Origin of the sequence: Okeania sp. SIO2B3, from assembly GCF_010672525.1 — a bacterium.
GTDB lineage: Bacteria > Cyanobacteriota > Cyanobacteriia > Cyanobacteriales > Microcoleaceae > Okeania.
The window spans coordinates 72,458-96,605 of the sequence record NZ_JAAHGH010000019.1; the positions used below are offsets into that span (position 1 = coordinate 72,458).

A 24,148-nucleotide genomic window follows, 5' to 3' on the forward strand; every position below is an offset into this window, starting at 1 on the left:
CAATGCTACCGGATTTGAGCTTACTATTCTTTCAAAGCTTCATGTACTATACTTCGTTGTGCAGAATTTAGATTAGTAGTATAATATAAATTTAATAAAATAATGCCATATTAAAGATAAGAAAGAAGGAAAAGTAAAGAGTAAATAAAGAAAAAAATGATATATATAGATAATTTTTAGGATCTAATCATCTCCTATTAGGTATAATTTTTAAAACTCCTTTTTAGAACATGATTTTTGATAATTAGTATAATAGTATGTACAATCAAATTATCCAACTTATGCAGGTAAAATGCGATGGATATTACTCAAAATTCTGTTAAAGATCCCATCTCTACCACAAAAATTTTAGTTATTGAAGATGAACTTATTGTTGCGGAAAATATTGCAAGAAATCTTCGTAAATTAGGATATGAAGTAATTGGAATTGTAGACTCTGGTGAAGAAGCTATTCAAACTGCAACAAAAAAACATCCTAATTTAGTACTAATGGATATCATGCTTCAAGGGGATATGGATGGCATTGAAGCTGCTGGATATATTCGCTCTCAATTAAAAATACCTGTTGTTTATATGACTGCTTATGCAGATGATAATACATTAGGACGGGCAAAGTTAACCGAACCTTATGGATATCTAGTTAAGCCATTTAAACCTCAATCATTAAAAACTACAATTGAGATTGCCCTTCAGAAATATCAAAGTGAACAAGCTGTAGAGTCACGGTACATTCAGCAAATTGAAACGGTAAAAAATCAACTTAATAAGTTAAGCGATCGAGAAAATTCAAATATTTTAAGTAATCGGCTGTTATTATCAGAGAAATTTGATAAAATTATTAATAACATCACAAATTCAAAAACACAATATTCTGGAAAAGAACAAAATTTTATACCAACTCTTCCTGTAATTTGTTTAGGTATAAATCGCTTCAAGCGCATTGATGATTTAGGACATGATTGGAGTGATTTATTGATGACAAATATAGTTGAAAGGCTCAATAAATTTATTGGTAAAAACAGCGTTATAGCTCGCTTAAATACAGATGAATTAGTGATTATCTTAGAATCACTTCATCAGAAGATAAAAATTACAGGTATAATTCAAAATATCCTACAGCAATTTGTCGAACCTTATGTATTAAAACAACAAAAATTTTTGATGAGTGCTAATGCTGGAATTGCTCTTTATCCTATTGATGGAGAACAACTGGGGCAATTACTTTTAAAAGCCAGAAAGACCATGGAATATGCCAGAAAACAGGGCAATAATAAATATTATTTTGATAATGAAATAGGTAAAGATCAAAACAGCAATACTTTGCAGTTAGAGAATGATTTACATTCGGCACTATCAAGTAAACAATTTAAGATTTACTACCAACCAATAATTAATTTAAAAACAGGAAAAATTGTAGGTGCTGAAGCTCTACTGCGCTGGCAAAAATCTGATGGTTCTATAATATTACCACAACAATTTTTACCCCTAGCAGAAGAAACAGGATTAATTGAACCAATAGGTGAATTTGTGTTGAAGACTGCTTGTGAAAATGTTAAAGCTTTGCAGGATATTGGGTTAGGAAAAATACGAGTAGGAGTCAATATATCTGCTTGCCAGTTAAATCAATTAGATTTACGTCAAAGATTAGTTAAAGTTCTCTTAAATAGCGGTCTAGCTCCTAATTATCTCGAGTTAGATTTTAATGAAAGTGTTTTGATTACAAATGAAACAAAGGCTGTACGATGTTTACATGGTTTAAAAAGTTTAGGTATTCAAATTTCTATAGATGATTTTGGTACAGGTTATTCTTCCTTAAGTTATCTGCAAAAATTCCCCATTGATAGTATAAAAATCAATCAAAATTTTATTAGTAAAATTCATAGTAATCCTACTAACCAAGTTATTATATCAGCAATTATTTCGATGGCTCACAAACTAAATATGCGAGTTATTGCTGAAGGAGTTGAGACCGAAGAAGAATTGGCTTTTTTAGTTAAAAATCAGTGCGATGAACTTCAAGGTTATGTATTTCATCGTCCGTTACCTTTGGTAGAGTTTGCATCCTTAGCAGAGTCTTTAGCTAGTTGTCCTCAAATGATTAATGATTGGATACATGGAAAAGGGAAATGAAATAATATATCTATTAGTTATTAGTTAGTTATTAGTTTGATTTTCTGAAATAGGCATTATCTCCCAGTTATGTGCTTCTAGAATAGGTGCAATATCTATAACTGCTCGCTGCCGTAGAGCAATAACTTGTTTAATCTTACAAAGTCCTTCTAACTGAATTTTATCCATAGAGGTAGCTCTACTAATAGTTTCATTATTTTTGCAATATAAATATCCAGTAGCTTGATTACCAATACCTCGAAGGTGAAGATGATATAGTTGTAAATCTTGATAAAGAAAGTGATTTGGAGTAACAATAATTTGCATCTTGTTCATTAACTATAGAAGTTATACTTTAGTTATTCTAGAAAATTTCAAATCAATAAACAGGGTTCAAGAATTAAGAATTTAGAATTAAGAATTTAGAATTACCTCTTCTTATAAATAAAGAGGATTGGATCAAAGGATTTTTTCTTTTTTATCCATGAATGGAGAGGCTTTATACCTGAATTTTTCGGTAAAGTTTGAAGCTTTTTATTTTAAGGAGAGGTAATGATTAATTGTTGAAGATTCATTTAGAATGGCTACATCTTCTATCAAGTTAGTTATTTTTTTGTCAACTCAATCTCACTAAATATCAATTTTTTTTTTATTTAAAGTAGAACGAATTTGTTGTATCAATTTTTCTTTATCTTTTTTGTTATTCAATATTTGCATTTGCAATTCAGAAATATCTGTATTTTTCTCCTCAAACTTTTCTTTATAGTTATTGACTGTATTTTTATCTTGATACAGATTTTCTTGAGAAATATCAGTACCTTTGCTACCTGGTGTAACAGGAGGCAAATTTACTGCTGCTCGATCCAAGTTTGGTTGTTGAATTAATTTTTCTAACTCATCTAATGTTATCTCAGAACGTTGATTATTTTCTACTAGAGACTGAGCTGTTTGTTTACCAGTTTCAGCTAAATTGTTAAGTTCAGAAATTTTCATCATTAAGTTATTAGCTACTAAATTCATTTGACGACCTGCTTGTGAAGTTTCATTCACCAATTTTCCAATCTCGTTAGTAATATGACTAAAACCACCAAGTTCAGAATTTGAATGACCAGCAACAATGGCAGCTTGTATTGCCAAGTGTTTTGCTTGCTTACTAACTGTTTCAATTTGATGGGATGTAGAGTTAATTAGTTTGAGTTCATTGGTAAACAAATGACCAATATTGAAAATTTCATCCATATTTTTGTTAATTTTTTGTACTCCTTCAAATGTTGCATAAAATGCTTTTTTTCCTTCCTGAGAAATAAAACCAGTAATTTCCTTCAGTCTGTGGTTCAGGTTATGAATTTGTTTTGATTGACTAATTAGGTCATTTTGCTGTATTTCTAATAACTTGTGTCTAGCCAAAATTTCTTGTTTTTGCGTTTGTAATGCTGCCGTATGTTGTTGGAGTTTTTGCTGTTTATGTTTTAGCTGAATCAAATAATTTTTAGCAGAACTTTTGTAGCGAGATAACTCATTATTTACTTCTCTAAGTAGATGGGATTGAGCCAGAATTAAAGTTTGAAAATTCAGTAAAAAATAAGTAGAAAAATTATTATTTTTTTTGTTTACAAATTTAATTACGAGTGGTTCATAAACAGTTTCTTCAGAACGATTTAGTGCTATTTGTACAGCTAAATTAATTTTTTCTTCTTTAATCTTACCTACTTTTGGTAAGTAAATTTTATCTTGACCAATTTTGTAATTATCACCTACAAATCTTGCAGATTGCCTAGATTTTTTAGACTTAAACTTTGGAGGCTTAACCTTAATCCCTTTTCGTTTACCCTTGCAACCATCAAAAAAGTTTTTGTAAGCTTGGTCTAAATCCTTGAGAGACTGTTGTAATGGAGTAGATGCGACTTCTTTTAACCAAACTAATTCTTGCGCATGCTTGAGTTATGAATTGTTTAGTTAAGTCTACATAGCTAGGTTTATTTTGGCTGTTAGAGTATAGTTGATTGCAATGTGCTAATGTGCTATTCCAAACATATCTACAACAACCAAATAGTTGATTTAATTTGGTTATTTGAATGTGGTTTGGATAGATACGGTACTTGTATCTGGACTTCAATGTTTTTGGCGTGTTACTAATATTAAGTAATTTTATTATAGCACGGGTTGGCATTCATCCCGACGCTCCCCTACGGGAGAGCGCGGGTATAAATGCCAACATTAGATAAAATATACTCGAGTCAATTAATCTTGATTGCGAGAAAAATTTGCTGACTCTTCTTCTATAATGATAACTGATTCAAAAATTCTCAATTAATAGTTGATCTTCAAGTATCACTAACATTATTTGTTACTATCTCTATAGGCTGTATTTCTTTAGATAAAGGTTTAATCTTATCTGGACTAAAATTTAGACTAGAAAACAAAGGTAAAATTTCCTTACTAAAAGCCTCAGCAGCTTTAGAGCGGTAGCGATTAGGATTATAAATAACCGATAATATTCTATTAACAACTATCTGATCTATTTTAGCCGTAGTCAAAACCCCAATTTGTAACTCCTTCTCAATAGCTGAAACAGAAACAAAAGCTACTCCTAAACCAGATTGAACAGCATTCTTAATTGCCTCAATTGAATTTAATTCCATCTCCACTTTCAGACGGCGAGTATCAATACCACTACGGGATAATACCAGGTCAATAACCTTGCGAATAGTAGATTGAGAATCTAGAGTAATAAAATTTAAGTGATACAAATCATCCTTTTGAATAGTCTCCTTTTCTGCCAAAGAATGAGAAACAGGCAAAATTAAAGCCAACTCATCCTCAGCATAAGGTATAACTTCCAAAGACTCCTGTAACTCTGGAGGAACTTCACCCCCAACAATAGCTAAATCTATTTGTCCATTAGCCACACTCCAAGCGGTACGACGAGTAGAATGAACGTGTAACTGCACAGCCACATCAGGATATTTTTGTCTAAACATCCCAATCATTCGGGGTAGTAAATAAGTACCAGTAGTTTGAGAAGCACCAACAATTAAAGTACCACCCTGAAGGTTTTGTAAATCCTCAATAGCTCGGCAAGTTTCTTGACACAAAGATAATATTTTCTCACCGTAAGTAAGTAGCAAATGACCAGCTTCAGTTAATTGTGCCCGGCGGCCACCCCGGTCAAATAAAGGTACATTCAACTGTCGCTCTAAATTTTGTACCTGTAAACTAACCGCTGGTTGAGAAACAAACAAACTATCGGCAGCTCGTTTAAAACTACCTTCAGCAGCGATCGCCTTGAGAATGCGTAATTGGTCTAGGGTGAAAGGAAGCTCAGACATATTGTTAAAGGAAAAAGAAATTGAGAGAATTAACGCCCAAAGGGTTAGCAAATGGGCAAATTACTTAATGGCCTTTGATTTGATTCGTTAGGTATTTCCAGAGCAAGTAGAGAGTGGGAAAATTTTAACAAGCTTGAATTTAGAGTGTTTTTCTGTCTTAAATTGGTTTTCATTTAAGTTACTTAATTTTATTAAATCAGGAAGAAATTACAATTATCAAACAGGATTGGGTCGCGCAACCCCGCCTTTTAAGGCGATCGGGTTTTTGGAGCTTTTCTCAAATCCCCTACCTCCCCTCCTGGGAGGGGTTAGGGGTGGGTTAACTTCTGTACGGGCAAATGGCCATTCGCCCCTACTTCCCCTCCACGGTCGGGGCCCGCGGGTGGGTTGACTTCTGACTTCTGACTTCGTTAACTCCATACCCCATATCTTCAATCTTGTTCGTTAATCAAGCTCTGATTGTCCTGTTTAGATTAAACTGAATCAGGGACAAAAGTCCTTAAGACAGAGGTTGAGAGTTGAAGACCTTTGATTTCCAAATTCCTCAGTTAGGGAATCAATAATTTGAGAAAATCAAACTCCAAACTCACCGCATTTGCTTCCCCATTCCAGGGATTGGCATTACGTCCCTTCAGCATACTGCGGGACGATTCCTCCAAAAGTTAACTTTTATTATCAATTTCCCATAGTACCCATGTCTAATGATTGGTTAACCCCTAGCCATTTTATTATGTTGGGGTTACTGCTAAGTTTTGCGATCGCTCATAGTGGTTTAGCAGCCCTCCGACTGTGGGCCGAAACCAAAATTGGTCCTAGACCCTATCGCATCTTATTTGCCCTGGTAAGTCTGCCACTAGCAGTAATTCTGATTATTTACTTTTTCAACCACCGTTACGATGGGTTACAGTTGTGGCAACTGCAAGGTGTCCCCATAGTTAAGCCTATAGTCTGGACACTATCAGCAATTTCATTTATCTTTCTCTATCCCTCTACATTCAACCTTTTAGAAATTGCTGCAATTCAAAAACCCCAAGTCCATCTCTATGAAACAGGGATTATTCGGATCACCCGCCATCCGCAAATGGTAGGCCAAGTAATTTGGTGTATTGCCCATACTCTTTGGTTAGGGACAAGTTTTACCCTAGTCACCTCTTTTGGCCTCATACTCCATCATTTGTTCGGTGTATGGCATGGGGATCGACGACTTCAACAGCGTTTTGGTGAATCTTTTGAAAAGTTAAAGTTTCGCACATCGGTTATGCCTTTTGTGGCTATTATTCAAGGACGTCAAACTCTACAGTTACAGGAGTTTTTCCGATGGGCCTATGTGGGAGTAGCTATTTTTATTTTTTTACTTTGGCAAGCTCATCCACTACTCATCCGTGCAACTGGGAGCGTAGACTGGTAGCATGATCCCAGGATATAAAAATTTAATTTAATGTCACATCGATCAGCCATGCTTTTGTCAGTTAACGAAAAAACTTTTAAAAAAGAGGTGTTAGATACTTCTAACCCAGTTTTAGTAAATTTTTGGGCACCTTGGTGTGGCCTGTGTAAAATGATTGTCCCCCAATTAATTCAATTTCAGTCTGAGTGGAATGGCCGCTTAAAGCTGGTGGGGGTGAATGCTGATGAAAGTTTAAAGCTTGCTAGTAAATATCAACTCAGAACCTTGCCTACCCTAATCTTATTTGAAAATGGCCAAATAGTGACTCGAGTGGATCATTTTCAGGCACGGGAAGATTTTCTACGGACATTAGATGCTTTTATGACCAGTTACCAAAAAACTCGCCTAACTCGACTTTTGGAACCTCAGTTAATGTAATAATTAATAATTAATAATTAATAATTAATAATTAGTTATTGAAAATTCCTTGTACCAGTCTCTTATGCCTAGCATTTTTGGAGTTTAGCGAATATAAAACGCTAATTGTACTTTTGCTGAGTCTTAAATAAAGAGGTTAAAACTAGAATTGAAGGGAATAATTATTTCCTTTGGAGCTAGTTTTAGCCTCTTTCAGTTTTATAGCAGAAGAAGGAAGAAGAAAGAAGAAAGAAGAAAGAAGAAAGAAGGAAAAATCTTGTTTTGTCTGGGTTTTAAGAGGTTGTCTGAGAATTCCCATTCGCTACATCGCTCGCCCCCGCGCATCCCCCATTTAACAAAAAGCGCAGCATCTTCTGGCCTCCCCCGATCCTGCGGGGGACGGGAGGGGGATTAATAAAGGGGGACTAGAGCAAGCAAATTGACTCTTGTTCCCCCCAAAGTTGGCTTGCTCGGGGGGCAAAATTCAGTATCAAAAAACTTTTCAGATATCCTCTAAGCTTTTGATATGTCTGCTGCCTTTGCTTCGACTACTATATTTTCATTAATTTATAGTACTTAGGTAAGTATTCAGCTTTTTGATTTTTCTCTCAGTGTTTAATTTGAGAGAGTTGATTACTGTATTTCATCAGTATAAAAATCCCATACATTATGATTCAAAATTATCAAAAAATCAGCAAATTATTAGTCATAATATTAGTAAAATTCTCAATATTTTCCAGTTTGATTATTCCTGAAAAAGCTCAGGCATCTGAAAAATTTAAATTACCTAAAAATTGGCAAAATGTACTATCAAAACCGCCACAATATTTAGCCAATAATCAACCCAATATTAAATCTAGAGAAATAGCAGAAAAATCATCAATTAATCAACCTATTTTATTAGCACAAAATTATCAGGTAGAGGATTATGTAGAAGTGCTTTGGGAAGGAGAATGGTATCTCGGAAAAATTTTAGAGATAAAAAATAATCAATATTGTATTACTTATCCTACTTATGATGATTCCTGGGATGAATGTTTAGGTAGCGATCGCCTTCGTCCTATTGAATATAAAAATTCTACAGAAGAAAGACTGAGGCTAAATCAATATATAGAAGTTTTATGGCAAAATGAATGGCATTTAGCAAAGATTTTAGAGATAAAAAATAATCAATATTGTATAACTTATGTAGGCAATGACCGCTCCTGGGATGAGTGTATTGATAGAGTTCGTATTCGCATTGCAGACCCTAGAAAAATTGATGCAGAAAGACTACTACTGCAAGGTTATCGTCGAAATACTAATACTAATCTAGAACAACATAATTCAGAATTTACCCAAACAAATAGAGATTATTCAGTCAATGAATATGTAGAAGTTTTGTGGAATAAGCAATGGCATTTAGCTCAAATTTTAGAGATAAAAAATAATCAATATTGTGTAAATTATGTAGTTTACGACCGCTCCTGGAATGAATGTGTAGATAGCGATCGCCTGCGACAAGTAAATTCTCGCAAAGCAGAAGCTGAAAGACTAAGGTTAGAAGCAGATAATTTAGTCAGTAATGCTCATCAATATCAAAAAGGTTTAGAAACAGCTAAAAAATCTCTGAAAATCTATCAGGAAATTGGAGATAAATCTGGGCAAGTACAAGTTTTATCTAGTGTAGGATGGGCTTATTATTGGTTAAATGATTATGTTAATGCCATTGATTATTATCAGCAAAGTTTTGAATTAGCTGAAGAAATTGATGATGATTACGCAGCGACAGCCAGATTATATGACATATCAAAGCCTTACTTATATTTAGGAATTTATCATAAAAGTCTTGAGTATCAAAAGCAATATTTAGCCAGAGGAAAAGAAATTAAAGATACAGATATTCAAGCTCGTGCTTTAGAAGGAATTGGGGATATTTACTATTTTCAAAAAAATTACAAAAAAGCCATTGAATACTATAAGCAAAGTGCAGCACTGGGGAGAAAAGCATTCTATATTGGAGGTCTTTATACTGTTTTTGGAAAACATGATCAAGCAATAGAATTTTTTGAGAATATAGTTACTAATACAAGCGATATTTATACAAAAGCTGCCTCCTTTAACCAACTAGGTCAAAATTATTTAGCTTTAGGAAACTATGACAAAGCAATTAGTTATTTTCAGGAACAGTTAACCATCTCTCAAGACATTAAGGAAATTTATGGAGAATCAGAAGCCTTCAAAAGTTTAGGTATAACTTATGTGGCAAAAGGAGATTTAAAACAAGCAGAAAAAAATTTACGTTCGGCAATAAAAGTCAAAGAATCAATCAGAAAAAAACTAGGTGGTAAAGATTTATTGAAAGTATCATTATTTGAAACTCAAATAGATACTTATAACCAATTACAGAAAGTCTTAGTTCAACAAAATAAAATCAAAGATGCTTTAGAAATTGCCGAACGAGGTCGTGCCCGAGCATTTGTAGAACTATTATTTGACCGTCTCTCTTCACAAGCTATTACTCAAGCAAACATTGAGCCACCAACCTTCAAAGAAATTCAACAAATAGCTGCCGAACAAACTGCAACAATAGTTGAATATTCCATCATTGAAGAACAACTTTATATTTGGGTAATTCAACCAACTGGTAAAATAGTATTTCGTCAAATAGAGTTGAAATCTGTTCTAGAAAATAACAGTTTAACCGACCTAATTATAGATACTCGTCGGGCGCTTTTAGTTGAACCATACCAACCACAAATTCAACTCAAAAAACTACACAAATTATTAATTGAACCCATAGCAGATATTCTTCCCACTAATGCCGAAGAATCAGTAATATTTATACCTCAAAAAGAATTATTTTTAGTTCCCTTTGTTGCGTTGATAGACGAGAGAGAAAAATACTTAATAGAAAAACATACTATTCTGACTGCACCAGCAATCCAAATATTAGAATTAACCCACAAACAACAGGCTAAAAATCAAAAAGCAAATCCACAAAAATATTTAATAGTTGGCTTACCTAGAAATAATAATCAAAGTGATTTAGTAGTAGGAAACCCCTCCATGCCTAAACTAAATGAGCAACCATTAGAACCTTTAGTAGGTGCCGAAACTGAAGCAAAACAAATAGCTAATTTTCTAGAAACTCAAGCAATAATTGGTAAACAAGCAACAGAAAGCTTAGTCAAAAAACAAATGGAAAATTCACGAGTAATTCATATAGCAACTCATGGTTTACTGACAGATATTAGAAAATTAGGAATACCTGGAGCATTAGCACTTACTCCCGACAAAAATAATGATGGTTTCCTTACTTATTATGAAATTTTAGAACTAAATTTGAATGCAGAATTAGTAGTTTTAAGTGCTTGCGATACAGGTCGTGGAGAAATTACAGGAGATGGAGTAATCGGATTATCTCGTTCTTTTTTAGCAGCAGGAACCCCTAGTATTATTGTCTCTTTATGGAAAGTTCCAGACGATGCCACCCAATTATTAATGGTCGAATTTTATCGTCAATTAGATGTTAGTGGAAATAAAGCAGAAGCTTTACGAAAGGCGATGTTAACAACTCTAAAAAAATTTCCCGAAGTCAAAAATTGGGCAGCTTTTACTTTAATCGGAGAAGCAAATTAAAAAACATTAGAATGCTAATTGCCCAATTGTAACCCCTATCAGAATAACGAACTTTAGCTAATATCAAATCCGTTTAATTCGGCACGTAAAAAATGTTCCATCTTCAACCATTACCAAATATTTCTCGATTTTCCCCTCCAGGCTCCCCTCCTGGGAGGGGCGGGGGTGGGTTTGGTTAGGGGTGGGTCTCCATCCCCCCATCTCCCCACATACCCCTCCAGGCTCCCCTCCTGGGAGGGGCGGGGGTGGGTTTGGTTAGGGGTGGGTCCCCCATCTCATTACACCGATGCTACCCGATTTGATATAATACCATTTATCCATGAAATTTCATTTACAGCGCTTTTCAGATTGATGAACCACATCGTCATAACATTTGTTGGGTTGATAGTTACTTTTGCTGTACCTAGAGTATTATCACCTTAATCTCCAGCAAAATAAATACCGTTTTATTCAGGTTTATTCAGGAAAAAAATTCAGGTTTATTCAGGAAAAAGTTCAGTTTTATTCAGTTTTATTCAGGTTTGAACATGGGTAATAAGTATAATTACTTAGAAATTGCTAAAAAGGAGCGTGGAGACAAAGTTTCCAACTAATCCGCATTAACCCAAGCAGTGGGGTGACAGCGAACTGGAATCTGCTTGCATATGCACTGCTATTCATTTTTCGAGGTGCTTCATGCCAACACCATAACTCTTAATCTTAACTTTAAGTATACAAATTGTCAACCCCCTTCGAGAAGTCAGAAGTTAGAAGTTAGAAGTCAGAAGTTAGAAATTAGCAGTCAACAATTATACCATTTATCAAAAACTTTTCTATATTTTCTTGAGTGCGGGAGAAGTCAGAAGTTAGAAGTTAGAAGTTATATCAAATTAGCCATAATCAAAATTTTCTTCTCTTGAGAGAGAATATTCTTCAAAATTCCCCTTGTTCCCTACTCCCTACTCCCTGCTCTCTAAATTTTTTATTGTGGTTATTTACAGCGCTTTTCATATTGATGAACCACATCTTCACAATCACAACCCAGTAGGGACGTTCCATGGAACGTCCCTACTGTGGTCTACGGAAATGAAAACCGCTGTAAAGAGACATGATATCAGACTTTTTTAACATTGGCAGGACTTACGCAGGGACTCTACAGATAGCTAGTGCGCCATTCGTTTGCACTAGCAAATGCCATTTGCGTTCCGTATAGCTGCCGAATTGCGCCCCTACAGATGGTGCTTTCAAGGTAAATTTGCGTAAGTCCTGATTGGTTAAATTACATAAAAATAACGCACCCTACTGGACTGAACTACTAGACTGAACAAGATATGATAATAAAAACTAAACAGTTGTTCAGGAGGATATAATCTATGACATTGCTACTAGCTGGTGACATTGGTGGTACTAAAACAATACTACAACTGGTAGAGGCTAAACGAGAAGAATCAAAGGCGGCCGTGGAATTTCAGAGCCTCTATGAGAATCGTTACTCCAGTCACGATTTTCCAGATTTAGTACCTATTGTACAAAAATTTTTGGCAGAAGCAAATGAGAAATTGGGACAGCAATTCCAACCAGAAAAAGCTTGTTTTGCGATCGCAGGTCCGGTCGTCAATAATACTGTTAAATTAACTAACCTACCTTGGATGCTGGATGCTAAATTGCTAGAAAAAGAATTAGGGGTATCCCAAGTTAGCCTGATCAACGATTTTGAAGCAGTGGGTTATGGAATTTTAGGTTTAACTGACAATGATTTAGAGACTTTACAAGCTGGCGAACCTCAAAGTGATACTCCAATAGCTGTAATTGGTGCAGGTACGGGATTAGGAGAATGCTTTTTAATTCGAGGAGGAGGAACAGTTAGGGTTTACGCCACAGAGGGGGGTCATACAGATTTTGCACCACGCTCTGAGTTAGAATTTGATCTATTAAAATATTTGTTAGCAAAGCATAATATAGACCGAGTGTCTGTAGAAAGGGTAGTTTCAGGCATGGGAATTGTGTCAATTTATCAATTTTTACGCGATCGCAAATCTGCTGCTGAATCTCCTGAAATAGCAGAAGTACTAAGAAAGTGGGAAACAGAAATAGGCTCAAGTGAAATTACAGTAGATCCAGGTGCAGTTATTGGGAAAGCTGCCTTGGAAAAGAGCGATCGCTTGTGCGAGAAAGTTTTAGAGCTTTTTGTGGCAGCTTATGGAGCGGAAGCAGGTAATTTAGCATTGAAACTTTTACCCTATAGTGGTTTATATATAGCAGGTGGTATCGCTGCTAAAATCCTACCACTGATGAAGTCAGGTGCTTTCATGGAAGCTTTTCATCATAAGGGACGGATGAGACCATTGTTAGAAAAAGTACCTGTTCATATTGTGTTAAACCCTCAAGTGGGATTAATTGGTGCGGCAATTCGTGCTTCTAATTTATAAGTAATGATACTAAGTAGGGGAGGAGGGGAGATTAAATATTGAAGTAATTGGGCGATCGTTAGTTTTGGTAGAAAAACTAACGTGTTTGACAATTTGAGCTGCTGTGAGAATTCTTAAAACCCTGATTAATATCATGTCCGGATAATCTGTAGGGGCGAATGGCATTCGCCCTTGCTATATGTAGAGTCCCTGCGTAATATCATGTCCGGTAGCATCGTTTGTGTATAGAATTAGGTTAAAATTGGAATAAACCCTTCTGCCTTCTGCCTTCTGCCTTCTGCCCTCTGCCCTCTGCCTTCCTTACCACCAAAGTCTAATTATTCAACCGGACATGATATAAGTCCTGAAGTTTATGGAATGTGAAATTTACCTGAAAATTGGGGGTCTAAAATTCAATTCTATTAAGAGTTTTAGCCTTAGCGTACAAATCCGTACTGTTACTACCGATCGCCCTCTAACTTCTAATTTCGTAGTAGTATAATGAATATTATTTCCGGTAACTTTTGATTTATGATTAATTGGAGACCCTATCTAGAATCAATTTGTCGGGGCTACGCCAAATGGTGGGAGGTTTATACTCTGACGGATGTGAGGGGAAAAAAGTCTCTTGAGCAGCGGCAAAATATTTCTCCACTGTTGGATTTGGCTTTGATGGTACAAACTGTTGAGTCAGAGGAAAAACAGAGGGAACGTCCAGAAAAGAAAATTGAACGGTTGACGGTTTTGGAGGGTTTGCGCAAATATGCTCCAAATCATGTGTTGTTGGTGGGGCGGCCGGGGTCGGGAAAATCAACTGCTTTGGCCAGGTTGTTGTTGGAGGAGGCAACAAAGTTGATATCCCCCCTTAGTCCCAAAGAAGAATCCCCCCTTAGTCCCCCCTTGGAAAGGGGGGAAATAAGAGAAGGGGAAATAAGAAGAGATACTCCCCCCTTACAAAGGGGGGTTGGGGGGGATAAACCCAAAATTCCCATCCTCATCGAACTCCGCTACAGTCAAACTTCTATACTTTCCAGAATTCAAGCATTTATCCACAAACACCACCCCACCATAAATATAGATACAGCAACTCTAGAAACTTTGCTCCGTCAAGGTGAATTTTTGCTGCTATTCGATGGGTTTAACGAGATGGCATCGGAAGCGGCACGACAACAGGTAAGAATATTTCGGCAAGACTACCCCCAAACTGCTATGGTGTTTACCACGCGAGATTTGAGTCTGGGGGGAGATTTAGGGATTGAGAAAAGGTTGGAAATGCAACCTCTGACGGAATCTCAAATGCGGGAGTTTGTCTGTGCTTATTTGCCTGAGCATGGTGAAAAATTATGGCAGCAGTTGCAGGGGAGGTTGCGGGAGTTGGGGGAAACTCCGATGTTTTTGTTGATGTTGTGTTCGGTGTTTGACTATAACAAGGTAATACCTGCAAATCTGGGGTTGGTGTTTCGGAGTTTTACTCAGACTTATAGTGGTCGTCTGAAGCAAGATGTTCCGGTTGATGAAAGTTCTCGACGTTGGTGGGATAGGTTATTGCAGGAGTTGGCGTGGGTGATGACGAATGGGGAGTCGAAAACTGAGATTATGGTTGCTATTTCTCGCCCAAAAGCTGAGGAGGTGTTGACGGAGTTTTTGCGAGGGGAGGTGGTAGCTCCGACTGACTGTGCGATGCGTTGGTTGGAGGATTTATTGGAGCATCATTTGATTCAGGTGGGAGATGATGGTCAGATTTCGTTTCGCCATCAATTGTTGCAGGAGTATTATGCGGCGGAAAGGTTGTTGTGGCAGTTGTCTGGTTTGAGTGACTATGAGTTGCAGTGGGATTATTTGAATTATTTGAAGTACACGGAAGTAGTGGCGTTGATGTTGGGGTTGGTGGAGGATGAGGTGTTGGCGGTGCGGGTGGTAAGGTTGGCGTTGGAGGTAGATTGGTTTTTGGGGGCGAGGTTGGTGGGAGATGTGCAAAGGAGGTTTCAGGAGCTGGTTTTTGTGGAGGTTGAGCGGTTGGAGTTGCCTGTGTTGTTGAAGGTAGAGTTGGCAGCATTAACAAAGTCGGATGCTGCTGTTCCGGGGTTGGTTAAATTATTAGAAGACTCAGACTCTAATGTGCGTATGAGAGCAGCAGATGCTCTGGGTAAAATTGGCTCGGAAACTGCAATTCCGGAGTTAATTAAACTATTAGAAGACTCAGACTATAGTGTGCGTCATAGTGCAGCAGAAGCTTTGGGTAAAATTGGCTCGGAAACTGCAATTCCAGAGCTAATTAAACTTTTAGAAAACTCAGACTCTGGTGTGCGTCATAGTGCAGCAGAAGCTCTGGGTGAAATTAACTCGGAAACTGCAATTCCAGAGCTAATTAAACTTTTAGAAAACTCAGACTCTGGTGTGCGTCATAGTGCAGCAGAAGCTCTGGGTGAAATTAACTCGGAAACTGCAATTCCGGAGTTAATTAAACTCTTAGAAAACTCAGACTCTGGAGTGCGTGAAACTGTAGCAAATACTCTGGGTGAAATAGGCGAAGAAACTGTGATTTTTGAGTTGACTAAACTATTAGAAAATTCAAAGGCAGACTTGCATGAAACTGCAGCATATATTATAGAAAAAATTGGCTCTAAAAGCGTGATTTTTAATTCAATTAAACATTCAGAATACATAGACTACGACTATGATTATCCCATGAGTTGTACATATTATCAAGATGAAATTGATCCTAAAAGTGCTATTCGTGGCTTAATTATATTCTTAAAATACGAATACGAATACTCCAGTTCAATTTTCCCTTCTAGCATAGCAGATGCTTTAGCTGAAATTATTGAATCGGAAATTGCAATTCATGGGTCAATTAAACCTCTAGAAGACATAGAATATCCAGAAGACATAATAGAATACATAGATATAATATCGGGTGTAATAAATAATTTGAGTAAAATTGGTTCAGAATTAGCAATTGAAGTTTTAATTAAAATCTTAATCTTAAACAAATATGACACAGATGTAGTATTTGAGGTTGCCGATGCTTCAAAGAAAATAGTTTCAGAAGCAGCTATTACAAAGTTAAATAAAGTAATGATTCCTATTTTAATTAAAATTTTAGAAGAACAAGAAGATACGGAGCCAGATGTTTACTATAGAGTTGTAGATACTTTGATGGACATCGAATCACCTTCCGTGATTCCTGGATTAATTAAACTACTAGAAAGCTCAGATTCTGATGTGCGTAGGAGTGCAGTAGAGGCTTTGGGTTATTTAAGTTCAGGTACCGAATTAATTCCACTCCTAGAAGACTCAAACTCTGATGTGCGTGAAACTGCAGCAGATATTCTAGGTAAAATTGGCTCGGAAAATACAATTATTGAGTTAACAAAAAAACTAAGAAATGATAGTTTTGTCAAACAAATTATATCTGAAACTGAAATTATCGAAATTATCGAAGCCATTGAAACCATCCAACAACGCCTTCAATACTACAAACCAACCCCCAAAATACCCATGTCTAACACACTTTCTCACAACTACGCCCTACTAATAGGAGTCGGCGACTGCAAATACCCCAACTGGTCACTTCCCGTCACAGTTAAAGACGTTCAAGCCATCAAATCATTCCTCATAAAACCCGAATCATGTGGTTACATTGACAATGAAAATCATCTCCGCTTCCTCTGCAATGAACAAGCAACAAAACAAAACATTTTAGACAACTTAAACTGGCTCCAACAACAAGCAAAAAACGACCCAGAAGCAACAATATTAGTCTATTATTCCGGTCATGGTGCGTTGGATGAATCAACTGGAAAATATTACTTAATACCTCACGATACCGATCCTCTTGACTTCGACGTTTCAGCTCTTGTTTTTGACATTAATTCGGCTGTCCCCGCTGAAACATTTAACAATATCCTCAGCCAAATACCTGCTAAAAAACTATTAGTAATTATAGATAGTTGTCACGCCCAAGGAATGGCAACAGCCAAAGAGCAGCCCCGACTCAAACTACCTGCTAACCTGAGTCAAACCATCCTTCCTAAAAACTTAAGAGACGAATTAAGAAAAGGCAAAGGGCGAGCAGTATTTACATCATGTACAGAAGAGCAGCTATCATGGATACGCCCTGATGAAGCAATGAGCATTTACACATACCACTTTTTGGAAGCATTAAATGGTAGAGGCAACCAACCAGGAGATAAAGAGGTCAAAGTTTCCCACCTAATGAATTATTTAGACAAAACCGTTCCCGAAAGTGCTAAACAACTAGGCAAAACACAAACCCCCATATTCGAGTTACACCAAGCAACAAATTTTCCCGTAGCATTATTGCGTGGGGGAAAAGGTTTACCGGATGGTGGGTTGGAAGAGGTTAAGTCAGAAGTTCAGGAGAATATTCGAGCAGGATGTGATATTAATACTGCTGGTGGTGATAATACTAGCCAAATTAATGTTTTTGGTGGTTCTGAAACAACTATAAACATTGATAATATTAGATCCAAACGAAGCTAGTAATATCATATCCGGATAAAATGAGTTTATTAATACCAGATCAAATTGTACAAGCAAGTGGCTTGTCAGAAGATGAACTATTAGTAGAAATTGTAATGATGCTTTTTCAACAAGAAAAAATCAGTTTAGGTAAAGCCAGTGAATTATTGGGAATACACCGAATGCAATTTCAGAAATTAATCAGCGATCGTGGAATTTGTGTCCATTACGACGTAGCAGAATTTCAGGAAGACCTCAAAATCTTACAAACAGAAGGCTGGTGATGAATTTTGCCCCCCTAGCCCCCCAATTCTGGGGGGAACAAGAATTTATTAGCTGGTAAAAGTCCCCCAATTTTGGGGGATTTAGGGGGCGTAGACCAGAACCAAATTTTGCCCCCCTAGCCCCCCAGAATTGGGGGGAACAAAAATTCATTAGCTGGTAAAAGTCCCCCAATTTTGGGGGATTTAGGGGGCGTAGACCAGAACCAAATTTTGCCCCCCTAGCCCCCCAATTCTGGGGGGAACAAGAGTCAATTTGCTTCTCAAAGTCCCCCAATTTTGGGGGATTTAGGGGGCTTTGATGTAGCAAATGAGGCTTCTCAGACAATCTCTAAGCGAAGCGCAAAACCCAACCCCGGTCTACTTTAATTTTAACTTAAACCACACTTATCTTTCAAAGCATCCCTTGCTTGCTCCCGGTCATCAAAATGGATTTTTTCTGTTCCCAAAATTTGATAATCTTCGTGACCTTTTCCTGCTATTAATACCCCATCTCCAGGTTTTGCTTCCATAATGGCAGTATGAATAGCTTGGGAGCGATCGCCTATTACTAAAGGCTTAACTTCTGGAGATATTCCTTCTAAAATATCCTGTAATATTTTTTCCGGGTCTTCAGTGCGGGGGTTATCAGATGTCACTACAGCTAAGTCTGATAATTCGGCAGCTATTTTACCCATTTTGGGCCTTTTAGTACGGTCGCGATCGCCTCCACAACCAAATACACAAATCATGCGACCGGGAATAAATGGTCGTGCTGCTTTTAATAAATTCTCTAAACTATCGGGAGTATGAGCATAGTCAACTATGACGCTGACATCTTGCTCGTTACTAACCTCTACCTTTTCCATCCTACCAGGAACACCAGGAAATTCTGATAACTGAGCAACCACCATCGCCAAATCTAAACCCAAATGTAAAGCTGTTCCCACTGCTGCCAACATATTAGATAAATTATACTGTCCTACCAAGGGCAAACTAAAAGGAATTTCACCTTGGGGAGTATGCAGAATTCCTTTAACTCCAGTGGGTTGATATTCCAAGTCTGAAGCCCACAGATCGGCGGAAGTGTTGCTGGTGCTATAGCTCCAAACTTGCTCCGGTTTCATTCTGGCAATTAACTTTTTACCGTAGGGGTCATCAGCGTTAACTATAGCGCGACCCTTGAGATAGTCTGAGCTAAACAGTAGCGCTTTTGCCTCAAAGTAATCATCCATATCTTTGTGATAGTCGAGATGATCTTGAGTCAAATTGGTAAATACTGCCACCTCAAAACTACAACCCCAAACACGTTTTTGATGTAGAGAGTGGGAACTAACTTCCATAACTCCATATTTGCTACCTGCTGCTACTGCTTGCGCCAGTTGTTTTTGCAATTCCACTGGAAAAGGTGTGGTGTGAGTTGCAGTTTCCTCAAAACCAGGCCAACGAGCGTAGAGGGTGCCAAATAAAGCAGTTGGTAGTTGAGCGTTATTGAGGAGAAATTCTACTAAGTGGGTAGTGGTTGTTTTACCGTTGGTGCCAGTAATACCTACCATCTTCATTTTTTGCCCTGGATAGTCATAGAATGCTGTAGCAACTTCCGGACAAATTTGAGTCATGTCGGCAACTGGGATTACACATTTATTTTTAGCTTGGTGTTTTTGAGCTGCTTGTTGAGATACTAAAGCTGCCACTGCACCATTAGCGATCGCGCTTTCCCAAAATTCTCCTCCATCGACACGGGTACCTGGCATTCCTAAAAATAAATCCCCTGTCTGGCAAGCATGAGAATTTGTGGCTAAACCTGTGATTTCTGTCTCTAATGCAGGATGATTATTGCCAAGGGAAATACTGGGAATTTTTGCTAATAATTCTCTCAATTTCATGTTAGGAATTCCTATAGTTTTTTACTAAGATTTAGGGCTTTTTACCAACAGGATTTTTTGGTTATCCATATCACAAGTTTACAGAATAATTAAGGTATAAAGCCTCTCATTTAAAGGAGAAAAAATTTTCCTTTTAGTCAATCCTCTTCTTTTCAATGAGAGGTAATTATTAATTATTAATTATTAATTATTCATTGTTGAAAGATATTTTTGTAACATTTGCTGCAATTTTCTCACTGACATTCTGGGAGAGGGACGTGGTATGAATTTTTCAGTTGTGGTATCCGCCTCGCAGACGGAAAGCACGGGTACTTCATATTGATATGCTTGAAACCAATCATCACGGGTGGTAATGTCTCTAATCTCTAAGTCGAATTTACAGGGGTTTTCAGGGTCTTTCAGTATTTCTTCGAGTTTTTCTTGGAGTCCTTCGCAAAGATGGCAACCTGGTTTACTGTATAAAATTAGGTTCATAGTTTAGATTAAATTCTTTGGTTTACTCATTTTAGAGTGCCTGGAGTTTGAAAGTATATATCATATAGAACCCGGTTGAATAGTTATTGTATAGTTGGGAGTAGGGGAGTGGGGGAGATTAAATATTGAAGTAATTATAGAATTATCAACATATACTATATAACCGGATTCTATATCAGGACTTACGAAGAACTACCATATCTAGTAGGGGCGAACGGCCGTTCGCCCCTACAGGCGATGTATAATTTGATCTGTGTGGTTCATTAATGGATAATGGATAATTGATAATTACCTCTGGTTAAAACCGAGAGGATTGAATATAAGGAATATTGTCTTTTTTTTCCCTTTAAAAGGGGAGACTTTAACCCTGAATTATTTAATTATTTAATTATTAATAATTCGGTAAGTCCCATTAGGAGCAGGGGAGTAGGGAAGTAAAGCTTAAAACTCAGATAAAACAAGATTTTTCCTTCTTCCTTCTTCCTTCTTCCTTCTTCCTTCTTCAATGGATTTAATTTTCCTCCCCTTGACACAAACGCTGCAAAATATTGCTACGAAAATCTTGTAATTCTATAGAAGGTTTCTTAACTTTAAATACTTCTGATAAAGCGTCAGACCATAAATTACGTTCAGCAAAAAATTGAACTTTAGCAAAAGCGATCGCTTCTTTTGTAGCTCCTTGTTTGTTTAAATCTTGATCGAGTTTTGCTAAATCTTGAGTAATAGCTTCATGTTCTTCTACATCTATAATGCTAAAAGTTCTTTGTTGCATACCAGCAATAGAATTTGTACTATCAAATATTCTCCAACGATAAGTACTACCAGGTTCTAATTCTTCCCCAGAATAATCAACTATTTCTTCATTTTCTTGAATATCAAAAGTCCATAAAACCTCCTCGTTATTAGAGGGATGAATTTCAATTCTGCTTAATTGTCCTTGCCAAATAAATATAGGGCGAGTGTTCCAAATTTTTCCTTCTACCTCTATTAGACCAGGAGAAACTAAACATAAGCTGCTACCTCTGGTAGTGCCATCTTTAATATCTACTGGTGGGTCTTCATCTGATTGATTAAATACATTTTCAAAAGCTTTTTCCCATCTGTTCCATCTGGTAGTACCATTGTTTCCAATTCCTGGTGGGTCTTCATCTGATTTATCAAATGTATCATCAACATCTTTTTCCCCATTCTTATTAGAATTATTTTGTACTTGAGTAGTTTGTGCTATTACCATTGGTAAATGCAAAGGCGCTATTATTGTTAATGTCAAGAAAAATAAAACCAGGTTAAATTTTTGATTCATAATCATTCTCGTTAATCTAATTTAATGAATATAATTTTAAGTATTTGTTTCCTGATTGCACAGAAATTATATCAAACATAGTTAATTGACTATACTATTTCCCTTTTTTTTCAAAACAGATAATTTGGATCAATTAACATTATTTCAATAGTTTAAAAATATTAATATTATCATTATATTCTACCAATGAAGAGGTGTAAATAAACTTGATAATCTTTCAATATATTAAGATATGAATTACCATCTATTGAAAGGCATCTTAAGTTTTACTCCAATATTATAGGCTAACTTTCCTGTAAGCTTCCTGTTTTGCATAAGCTATTCTGACCCAGAAATAGAGTCCTACATATACATCACTTTAATCAGGAACTTATCTGTTTCTTGTGGGTTGAGAATCTCAGATATAGTAGAATAAAAAAGAAAGAATAAAGAAGGCTTTAGTTATCTAGGAGAGAAGGAAAAATCTCGTGATGTATAAATTCTATATTTAGTTACCATTCTATCACCCTATCAAAAAGGATATATAGGAAAACTTTTGAGTTTTGGTCTTGCATAGCTAATAGACATTTCCGATAATAAAAAATCAAATCAATTATCACACAGAAATTATCAATTCTTTCCCCTCCACGGTCGGGGGAGGGGCAAGGGGTGGGTTCTCTACTGCCTACTTCCTACTCCCTCTTTTCTGAAGATATCTAATTAATTTCTGCTCAACCCAAGAAAGGCAAATCAACTAAACTAAAACTGTTTAACTTTTTGGTTCAACGCAAGTATTGAAAATATCAAACACAATTTGAATTAGACAGGCAAAAGCAACTAACATAATGATAGTTAAAGACGAAAGTAAATTAGCAGAAGTAGCAATAACAATAATAAATGCTGCTCCTCCAAGGCGATAAAAGGTCAAAATTTTTGTACATTTAGTTTGTCCGATATTGCAACTTGTCCAATGAATTACTCCTAGAATTAATAGACATAAAGCTACAGAAAAACAGAATAAAGCTTTTTCTATACTTACAGGATCGTGAGCTAAACCGTGAATCATTTTTTCCACACCTACTCCTGTAGCTGTTAAACCAATAGTTAAAGGCAAATGAGAATAAAGCCAAGTAAGAGCAATATTCATTTTGCCTTGTTTCATAGCATACAAAGGAGAATTATCTATAGTATCAAAGTACATCCACCAAAAACTAAAAGTAATAGATAAACCTAGTAAACCAACAATAATAGAAGACAAATTCCATTCTATTCCAGAAACTCCAGCAACTACTGCTACAATAGATTCTCCCAAAACAATAATAGTAAATAAGCCAATTCTTTCCGTAGTATGAGATAAATCTGGGGGAACTTTAACAACTTTTTTGCCAGCTGTTAAAGGAGTAGCAAAATCGATTACTAAACCTATGCTCCAACATAAAAAACGCCAAGGAGTAGGAAGAAACAGCGAAATTAACCATAAAATAATACTGCTGCCAAATCCCAGAGAATACCAATTAGTTAATCCTCGTGCTTCTGGAATATGATATCCTGCATGGAGATATTGACAGATTAAAACACTCCTAAATGCTATATAAGTAAGAGCAAAACCAATAGCAGAAGAGTCTAAAGCATGATGTATATTAACTGCCATCATCGCAATGATTGCCATTTCGAGTAAAGTGATGAAACGATCTACTAAACCATCATTATCAAAGCGAGTGTCATAAAAAGTTGCTCCTATCCAGCACCACCAAACAGGAATAAATAAAACTGCAAGTTTGACTAAACCAACAATGGAATAATCTTCATGCAAATCATGAGCTAATTGAGCGATCGCTACGACAAAAACAAGGTCAAAAAATAATTCTAACCAAGTTGCCCGACGTTCACCTTCTTCAAGTTCTTCTCTGCGCAATTTTGGAGGCTGAAAAATAGCTTTAGTCATAGTTAAATATTGAAAATTAATTGATTCTTATAATTTATTTATAAACATTATAATCTGGATTAGCACCTATTGACAGCTATCCTAAGTTTTAGATCATGAAAACTGCTACTCTAAATTAAAATATTTTTATTGTAGTTTTAAAACTTATAAAATTCAGCATTCAGCATTCAACATTTCCGTTTGTCATGCTGCGCAAACAGATACATGAACATATTCAATAAATTATACCAATTCCTAAAAGTAACGCTATACTTGGGTAAGACTTCAGTTATTAATTAATCAAAACAGATATAATCACTTTTTTGCTAAAAATAGCCCAGTTAATGTTAATTATTCTTACTTTTTACTTCTCCCCTACTCCCCCACTCCCCTATTTCCCCTCCTGGGAGGGGCGAGGGGTGAGTCCCCTGCTCAACAAAATGTAGAAAAGTTTTTGATAAATGGTATTACTAAGGTTAGCTGAAGACATTTTTTTTATAAGTTTTAATTTTCCTTGGAGACTAATTCCTATTTTGAGCTGATAATGAGCTAACAACTCATAGCTGATAACGTAGTTCCGACCATAG

General features: G+C 36.3%; 18 protein-coding genes. 8 read left to right on the plus strand and 10 right to left on the minus strand.

Translation table 11 applies throughout. The features are described 5' to 3' along the window. Window positions 1–297 precede the first annotated feature (297 nt). The gene (locus F6K15_RS16570) at window positions 298–2,130 is read left to right on the plus strand and encodes an EAL domain-containing protein (protein ID WP_293062538.1); all 1,833 of its coding nucleotides are present in this window, start codon (window positions 298–300) and stop codon (window positions 2,128–2,130) included. Between the two features lie 24 nt (window positions 2,131–2,154). Here F6K15_RS16570 and F6K15_RS16575 read toward each other — a convergent pair whose 3' ends face one another. The 4 genes from F6K15_RS16575 to F6K15_RS16585 form a co-directional block, all read right to left on the minus strand. Then, a complete protein-coding gene (locus F6K15_RS16575) occupies window positions 2,155–2,436 on the minus strand; it encodes a hypothetical protein (protein ID WP_293062539.1) in 282 nt (93 codons plus the stop codon). Between the two features lie 303 nt (window positions 2,437–2,739). Continuing rightward, window positions 2,740–3,591 carry a hypothetical protein gene (locus tag F6K15_RS16580; RefSeq protein ID WP_293062540.1) on the minus strand — a complete coding sequence of 284 codons (852 nt, stop codon included), beginning with the start codon at window positions 3,589–3,591 and terminating at the stop codon, window positions 2,740–2,742. A gap of 358 nt (window positions 3,592–3,949) precedes the next feature. Next, window positions 3,950–4,279 carry a helix-turn-helix domain-containing protein gene (locus tag F6K15_RS38415; RefSeq protein ID WP_363268107.1) on the minus strand — a complete coding sequence of 110 codons (330 nt, stop codon included), beginning with the start codon at window positions 4,277–4,279 and terminating at the stop codon, window positions 3,950–3,952. Between the two features lie 154 nt (window positions 4,280–4,433). Further along, on the minus strand, window positions 4,434–5,438 hold the full coding sequence (locus F6K15_RS16585) for a LysR family transcriptional regulator (RefSeq protein ID WP_293062542.1): 1,005 nt from the start codon (window positions 5,436–5,438) through the stop codon (window positions 4,434–4,436). Window positions 5,439–6,132: 694 nt separating this feature from the next. On the opposite strand from F6K15_RS16585, the gene F6K15_RS16590 reads away from it, so the two are divergent. From F6K15_RS16590 to F6K15_RS16610, 5 genes are all read left to right on the plus strand, one after another. After that, window positions 6,133–6,846 carry an NnrU family protein gene (locus F6K15_RS16590; RefSeq protein WP_293062544.1) on the plus strand — a complete coding sequence of 238 codons (714 nt, stop codon included), beginning with the start codon at window positions 6,133–6,135 and terminating at the stop codon, window positions 6,844–6,846. A 48-nt stretch (window positions 6,847–6,894) separates the two neighbouring features. After that, complete coding sequence (locus F6K15_RS16595) at window positions 6,895–7,263, plus strand: co-chaperone YbbN (protein ID WP_293062575.1); 369 nt, start codon at window positions 6,895–6,897, stop codon at window positions 7,261–7,263. A 170-nt stretch (window positions 7,264–7,433) separates the two neighbouring features. Next, entirely contained in the window at window positions 7,434–7,598 is a 165-nt protein-coding gene (locus F6K15_RS16600; protein WP_293062545.1) for a hypothetical protein, read from the plus strand. A gap of 313 nt (window positions 7,599–7,911) precedes the next feature. Next, on the plus strand, window positions 7,912–10,863 hold the full coding sequence (locus F6K15_RS16605) for a CHAT domain-containing protein (RefSeq protein ID WP_293062547.1): 2,952 nt from the start codon (window positions 7,912–7,914) through the stop codon (window positions 10,861–10,863). 1,352 nt (window positions 10,864–12,215) lie between these two features. Further along, the gene (locus F6K15_RS16610; protein WP_293062548.1) at window positions 12,216–13,271 is read left to right on the plus strand and encodes a glucokinase; all 1,056 of its coding nucleotides are present in this window, start codon (window positions 12,216–12,218) and stop codon (window positions 13,269–13,271) included. Window positions 13,272–13,280: 9 nt separating this feature from the next. On the opposite strand, the gene F6K15_RS16615 is transcribed toward F6K15_RS16610, so the two are convergent. Continuing rightward, complete coding sequence (locus tag F6K15_RS16615) at window positions 13,281–13,436, minus strand: hypothetical protein (protein ID WP_293062550.1); 156 nt, start codon at window positions 13,434–13,436, stop codon at window positions 13,281–13,283. 345 nt (window positions 13,437–13,781) lie between these two features. On the opposite strand from F6K15_RS16615, the gene F6K15_RS16620 reads away from it, so the two are divergent. After that, on the plus strand, window positions 13,782–17,756 hold the full coding sequence (locus F6K15_RS16620) for a HEAT repeat domain-containing protein (protein ID WP_293062552.1): 3,975 nt from the start codon (window positions 13,782–13,784) through the stop codon (window positions 17,754–17,756). Window positions 17,757–17,776: 20 nt separating this feature from the next. Then, complete coding sequence (locus F6K15_RS16625; protein ID WP_293062553.1) at window positions 17,777–18,019, plus strand: UPF0175 family protein; 243 nt, start codon at window positions 17,777–17,779, stop codon at window positions 18,017–18,019. Window positions 18,020–18,387: 368 nt separating this feature from the next. On the opposite strand, the gene F6K15_RS16630 is transcribed toward F6K15_RS16625, so the two are convergent. The 5 genes from F6K15_RS16630 to F6K15_RS16650 all read right to left on the minus strand — a co-directional run bounded on the left by F6K15_RS16630 (window position 18,388) and on the right by F6K15_RS16650 (window position 23,582). Continuing rightward, window positions 18,388–19,881: a UDP-N-acetylmuramoyl-L-alanyl-D-glutamate--2,6-diaminopimelate ligase gene (locus F6K15_RS16630; protein WP_293062555.1), complete on the minus strand. Its 1,494-nt coding sequence runs from the start codon at window positions 19,879–19,881 to the stop codon at window positions 18,388–18,390. Window positions 19,882–20,064: 183 nt separating this feature from the next. Then, complete coding sequence (locus F6K15_RS16635) at window positions 20,065–20,355, minus strand: glutaredoxin family protein (RefSeq protein WP_293062557.1); 291 nt, start codon at window positions 20,353–20,355, stop codon at window positions 20,065–20,067. 380 nt (window positions 20,356–20,735) lie between these two features. Then, window positions 20,736–20,861: a hypothetical protein gene (locus tag F6K15_RS16640; protein ID WP_293062559.1), complete on the minus strand. Its 126-nt coding sequence runs from the start codon at window positions 20,859–20,861 to the stop codon at window positions 20,736–20,738. A gap of 5 nt (window positions 20,862–20,866) precedes the next feature. Further along, window positions 20,867–21,658 carry a DUF928 domain-containing protein gene (locus F6K15_RS16645; RefSeq protein ID WP_293062561.1) on the minus strand — a complete coding sequence of 264 codons (792 nt, stop codon included), beginning with the start codon at window positions 21,656–21,658 and terminating at the stop codon, window positions 20,867–20,869. A gap of 748 nt (window positions 21,659–22,406) precedes the next feature. After that, a complete protein-coding gene (locus F6K15_RS16650; RefSeq protein ID WP_293062562.1) occupies window positions 22,407–23,582 on the minus strand; it encodes a low temperature requirement protein A in 1,176 nt (391 codons plus the stop codon). Window positions 23,583–24,148: the final 566 nt, after the last annotated feature.

What these genes read in the sequence shown, in the direction of transcription:
- F6K15_RS16590 (WP_293062544.1), top strand. Translation starts at nt 6,133, where the DNA reads ATGTCTAATGATTGGTTAACCCCTAGCCATTTTATTATGTTGGGGTTA.
- F6K15_RS16630 (WP_293062555.1), bottom strand. Translation starts at nt 19,881, where the DNA reads ATGAAATTGAGAGAATTATTAGCAAAAATTCCCAGTATTTCCCTTGGC.
- F6K15_RS16610 (WP_293062548.1), top strand. Translation starts at nt 12,216, where the DNA reads ATGACATTGCTACTAGCTGGTGACATTGGTGGTACTAAAACAATACTA.
- F6K15_RS16615 (WP_293062550.1), bottom strand. Translation starts at nt 13,436, where the DNA reads ATGCCATTCGCCCCTACAGATTATCCGGACATGATATTAATCAGGGTT.
- F6K15_RS16575 (WP_293062539.1), bottom strand. Translation starts at nt 2,436, where the DNA reads ATGCAAATTATTGTTACTCCAAATCACTTTCTTTATCAAGATTTACAA.
- F6K15_RS16625 (WP_293062553.1), top strand. Translation starts at nt 17,777, where the DNA reads ATGAGTTTATTAATACCAGATCAAATTGTACAAGCAAGTGGCTTGTCA.
- F6K15_RS16605 (WP_293062547.1), top strand. Translation starts at nt 7,912, where the DNA reads ATGATTCAAAATTATCAAAAAATCAGCAAATTATTAGTCATAATATTA.
- F6K15_RS16595 (WP_293062575.1), top strand. Translation starts at nt 6,895, where the DNA reads ATGCTTTTGTCAGTTAACGAAAAAACTTTTAAAAAAGAGGTGTTAGAT.
- F6K15_RS16650 (WP_293062562.1), bottom strand. Translation starts at nt 23,582, where the DNA reads ATGACTAAAGCTATTTTTCAGCCTCCAAAATTGCGCAGAGAAGAACTT.
- F6K15_RS38415 (WP_363268107.1), bottom strand. Translation starts at nt 4,279, where the DNA reads ATGCCAACCCGTGCTATAATAAAATTACTTAATATTAGTAACACGCCA.
- F6K15_RS16585 (WP_293062542.1), bottom strand. Translation starts at nt 5,438, where the DNA reads ATGTCTGAGCTTCCTTTCACCCTAGACCAATTACGCATTCTCAAGGCG.
- F6K15_RS16570 (WP_293062538.1), top strand. Translation starts at nt 298, where the DNA reads ATGGATATTACTCAAAATTCTGTTAAAGATCCCATCTCTACCACAAAA.
- F6K15_RS16645 (WP_293062561.1), bottom strand. Translation starts at nt 21,658, where the DNA reads ATGAATCAAAAATTTAACCTGGTTTTATTTTTCTTGACATTAACAATA.
- F6K15_RS16635 (WP_293062557.1), bottom strand. Translation starts at nt 20,355, where the DNA reads ATGAACCTAATTTTATACAGTAAACCAGGTTGCCATCTTTGCGAAGGA.
- F6K15_RS16620 (WP_293062552.1), top strand. Translation starts at nt 13,782, where the DNA reads ATGATTAATTGGAGACCCTATCTAGAATCAATTTGTCGGGGCTACGCC.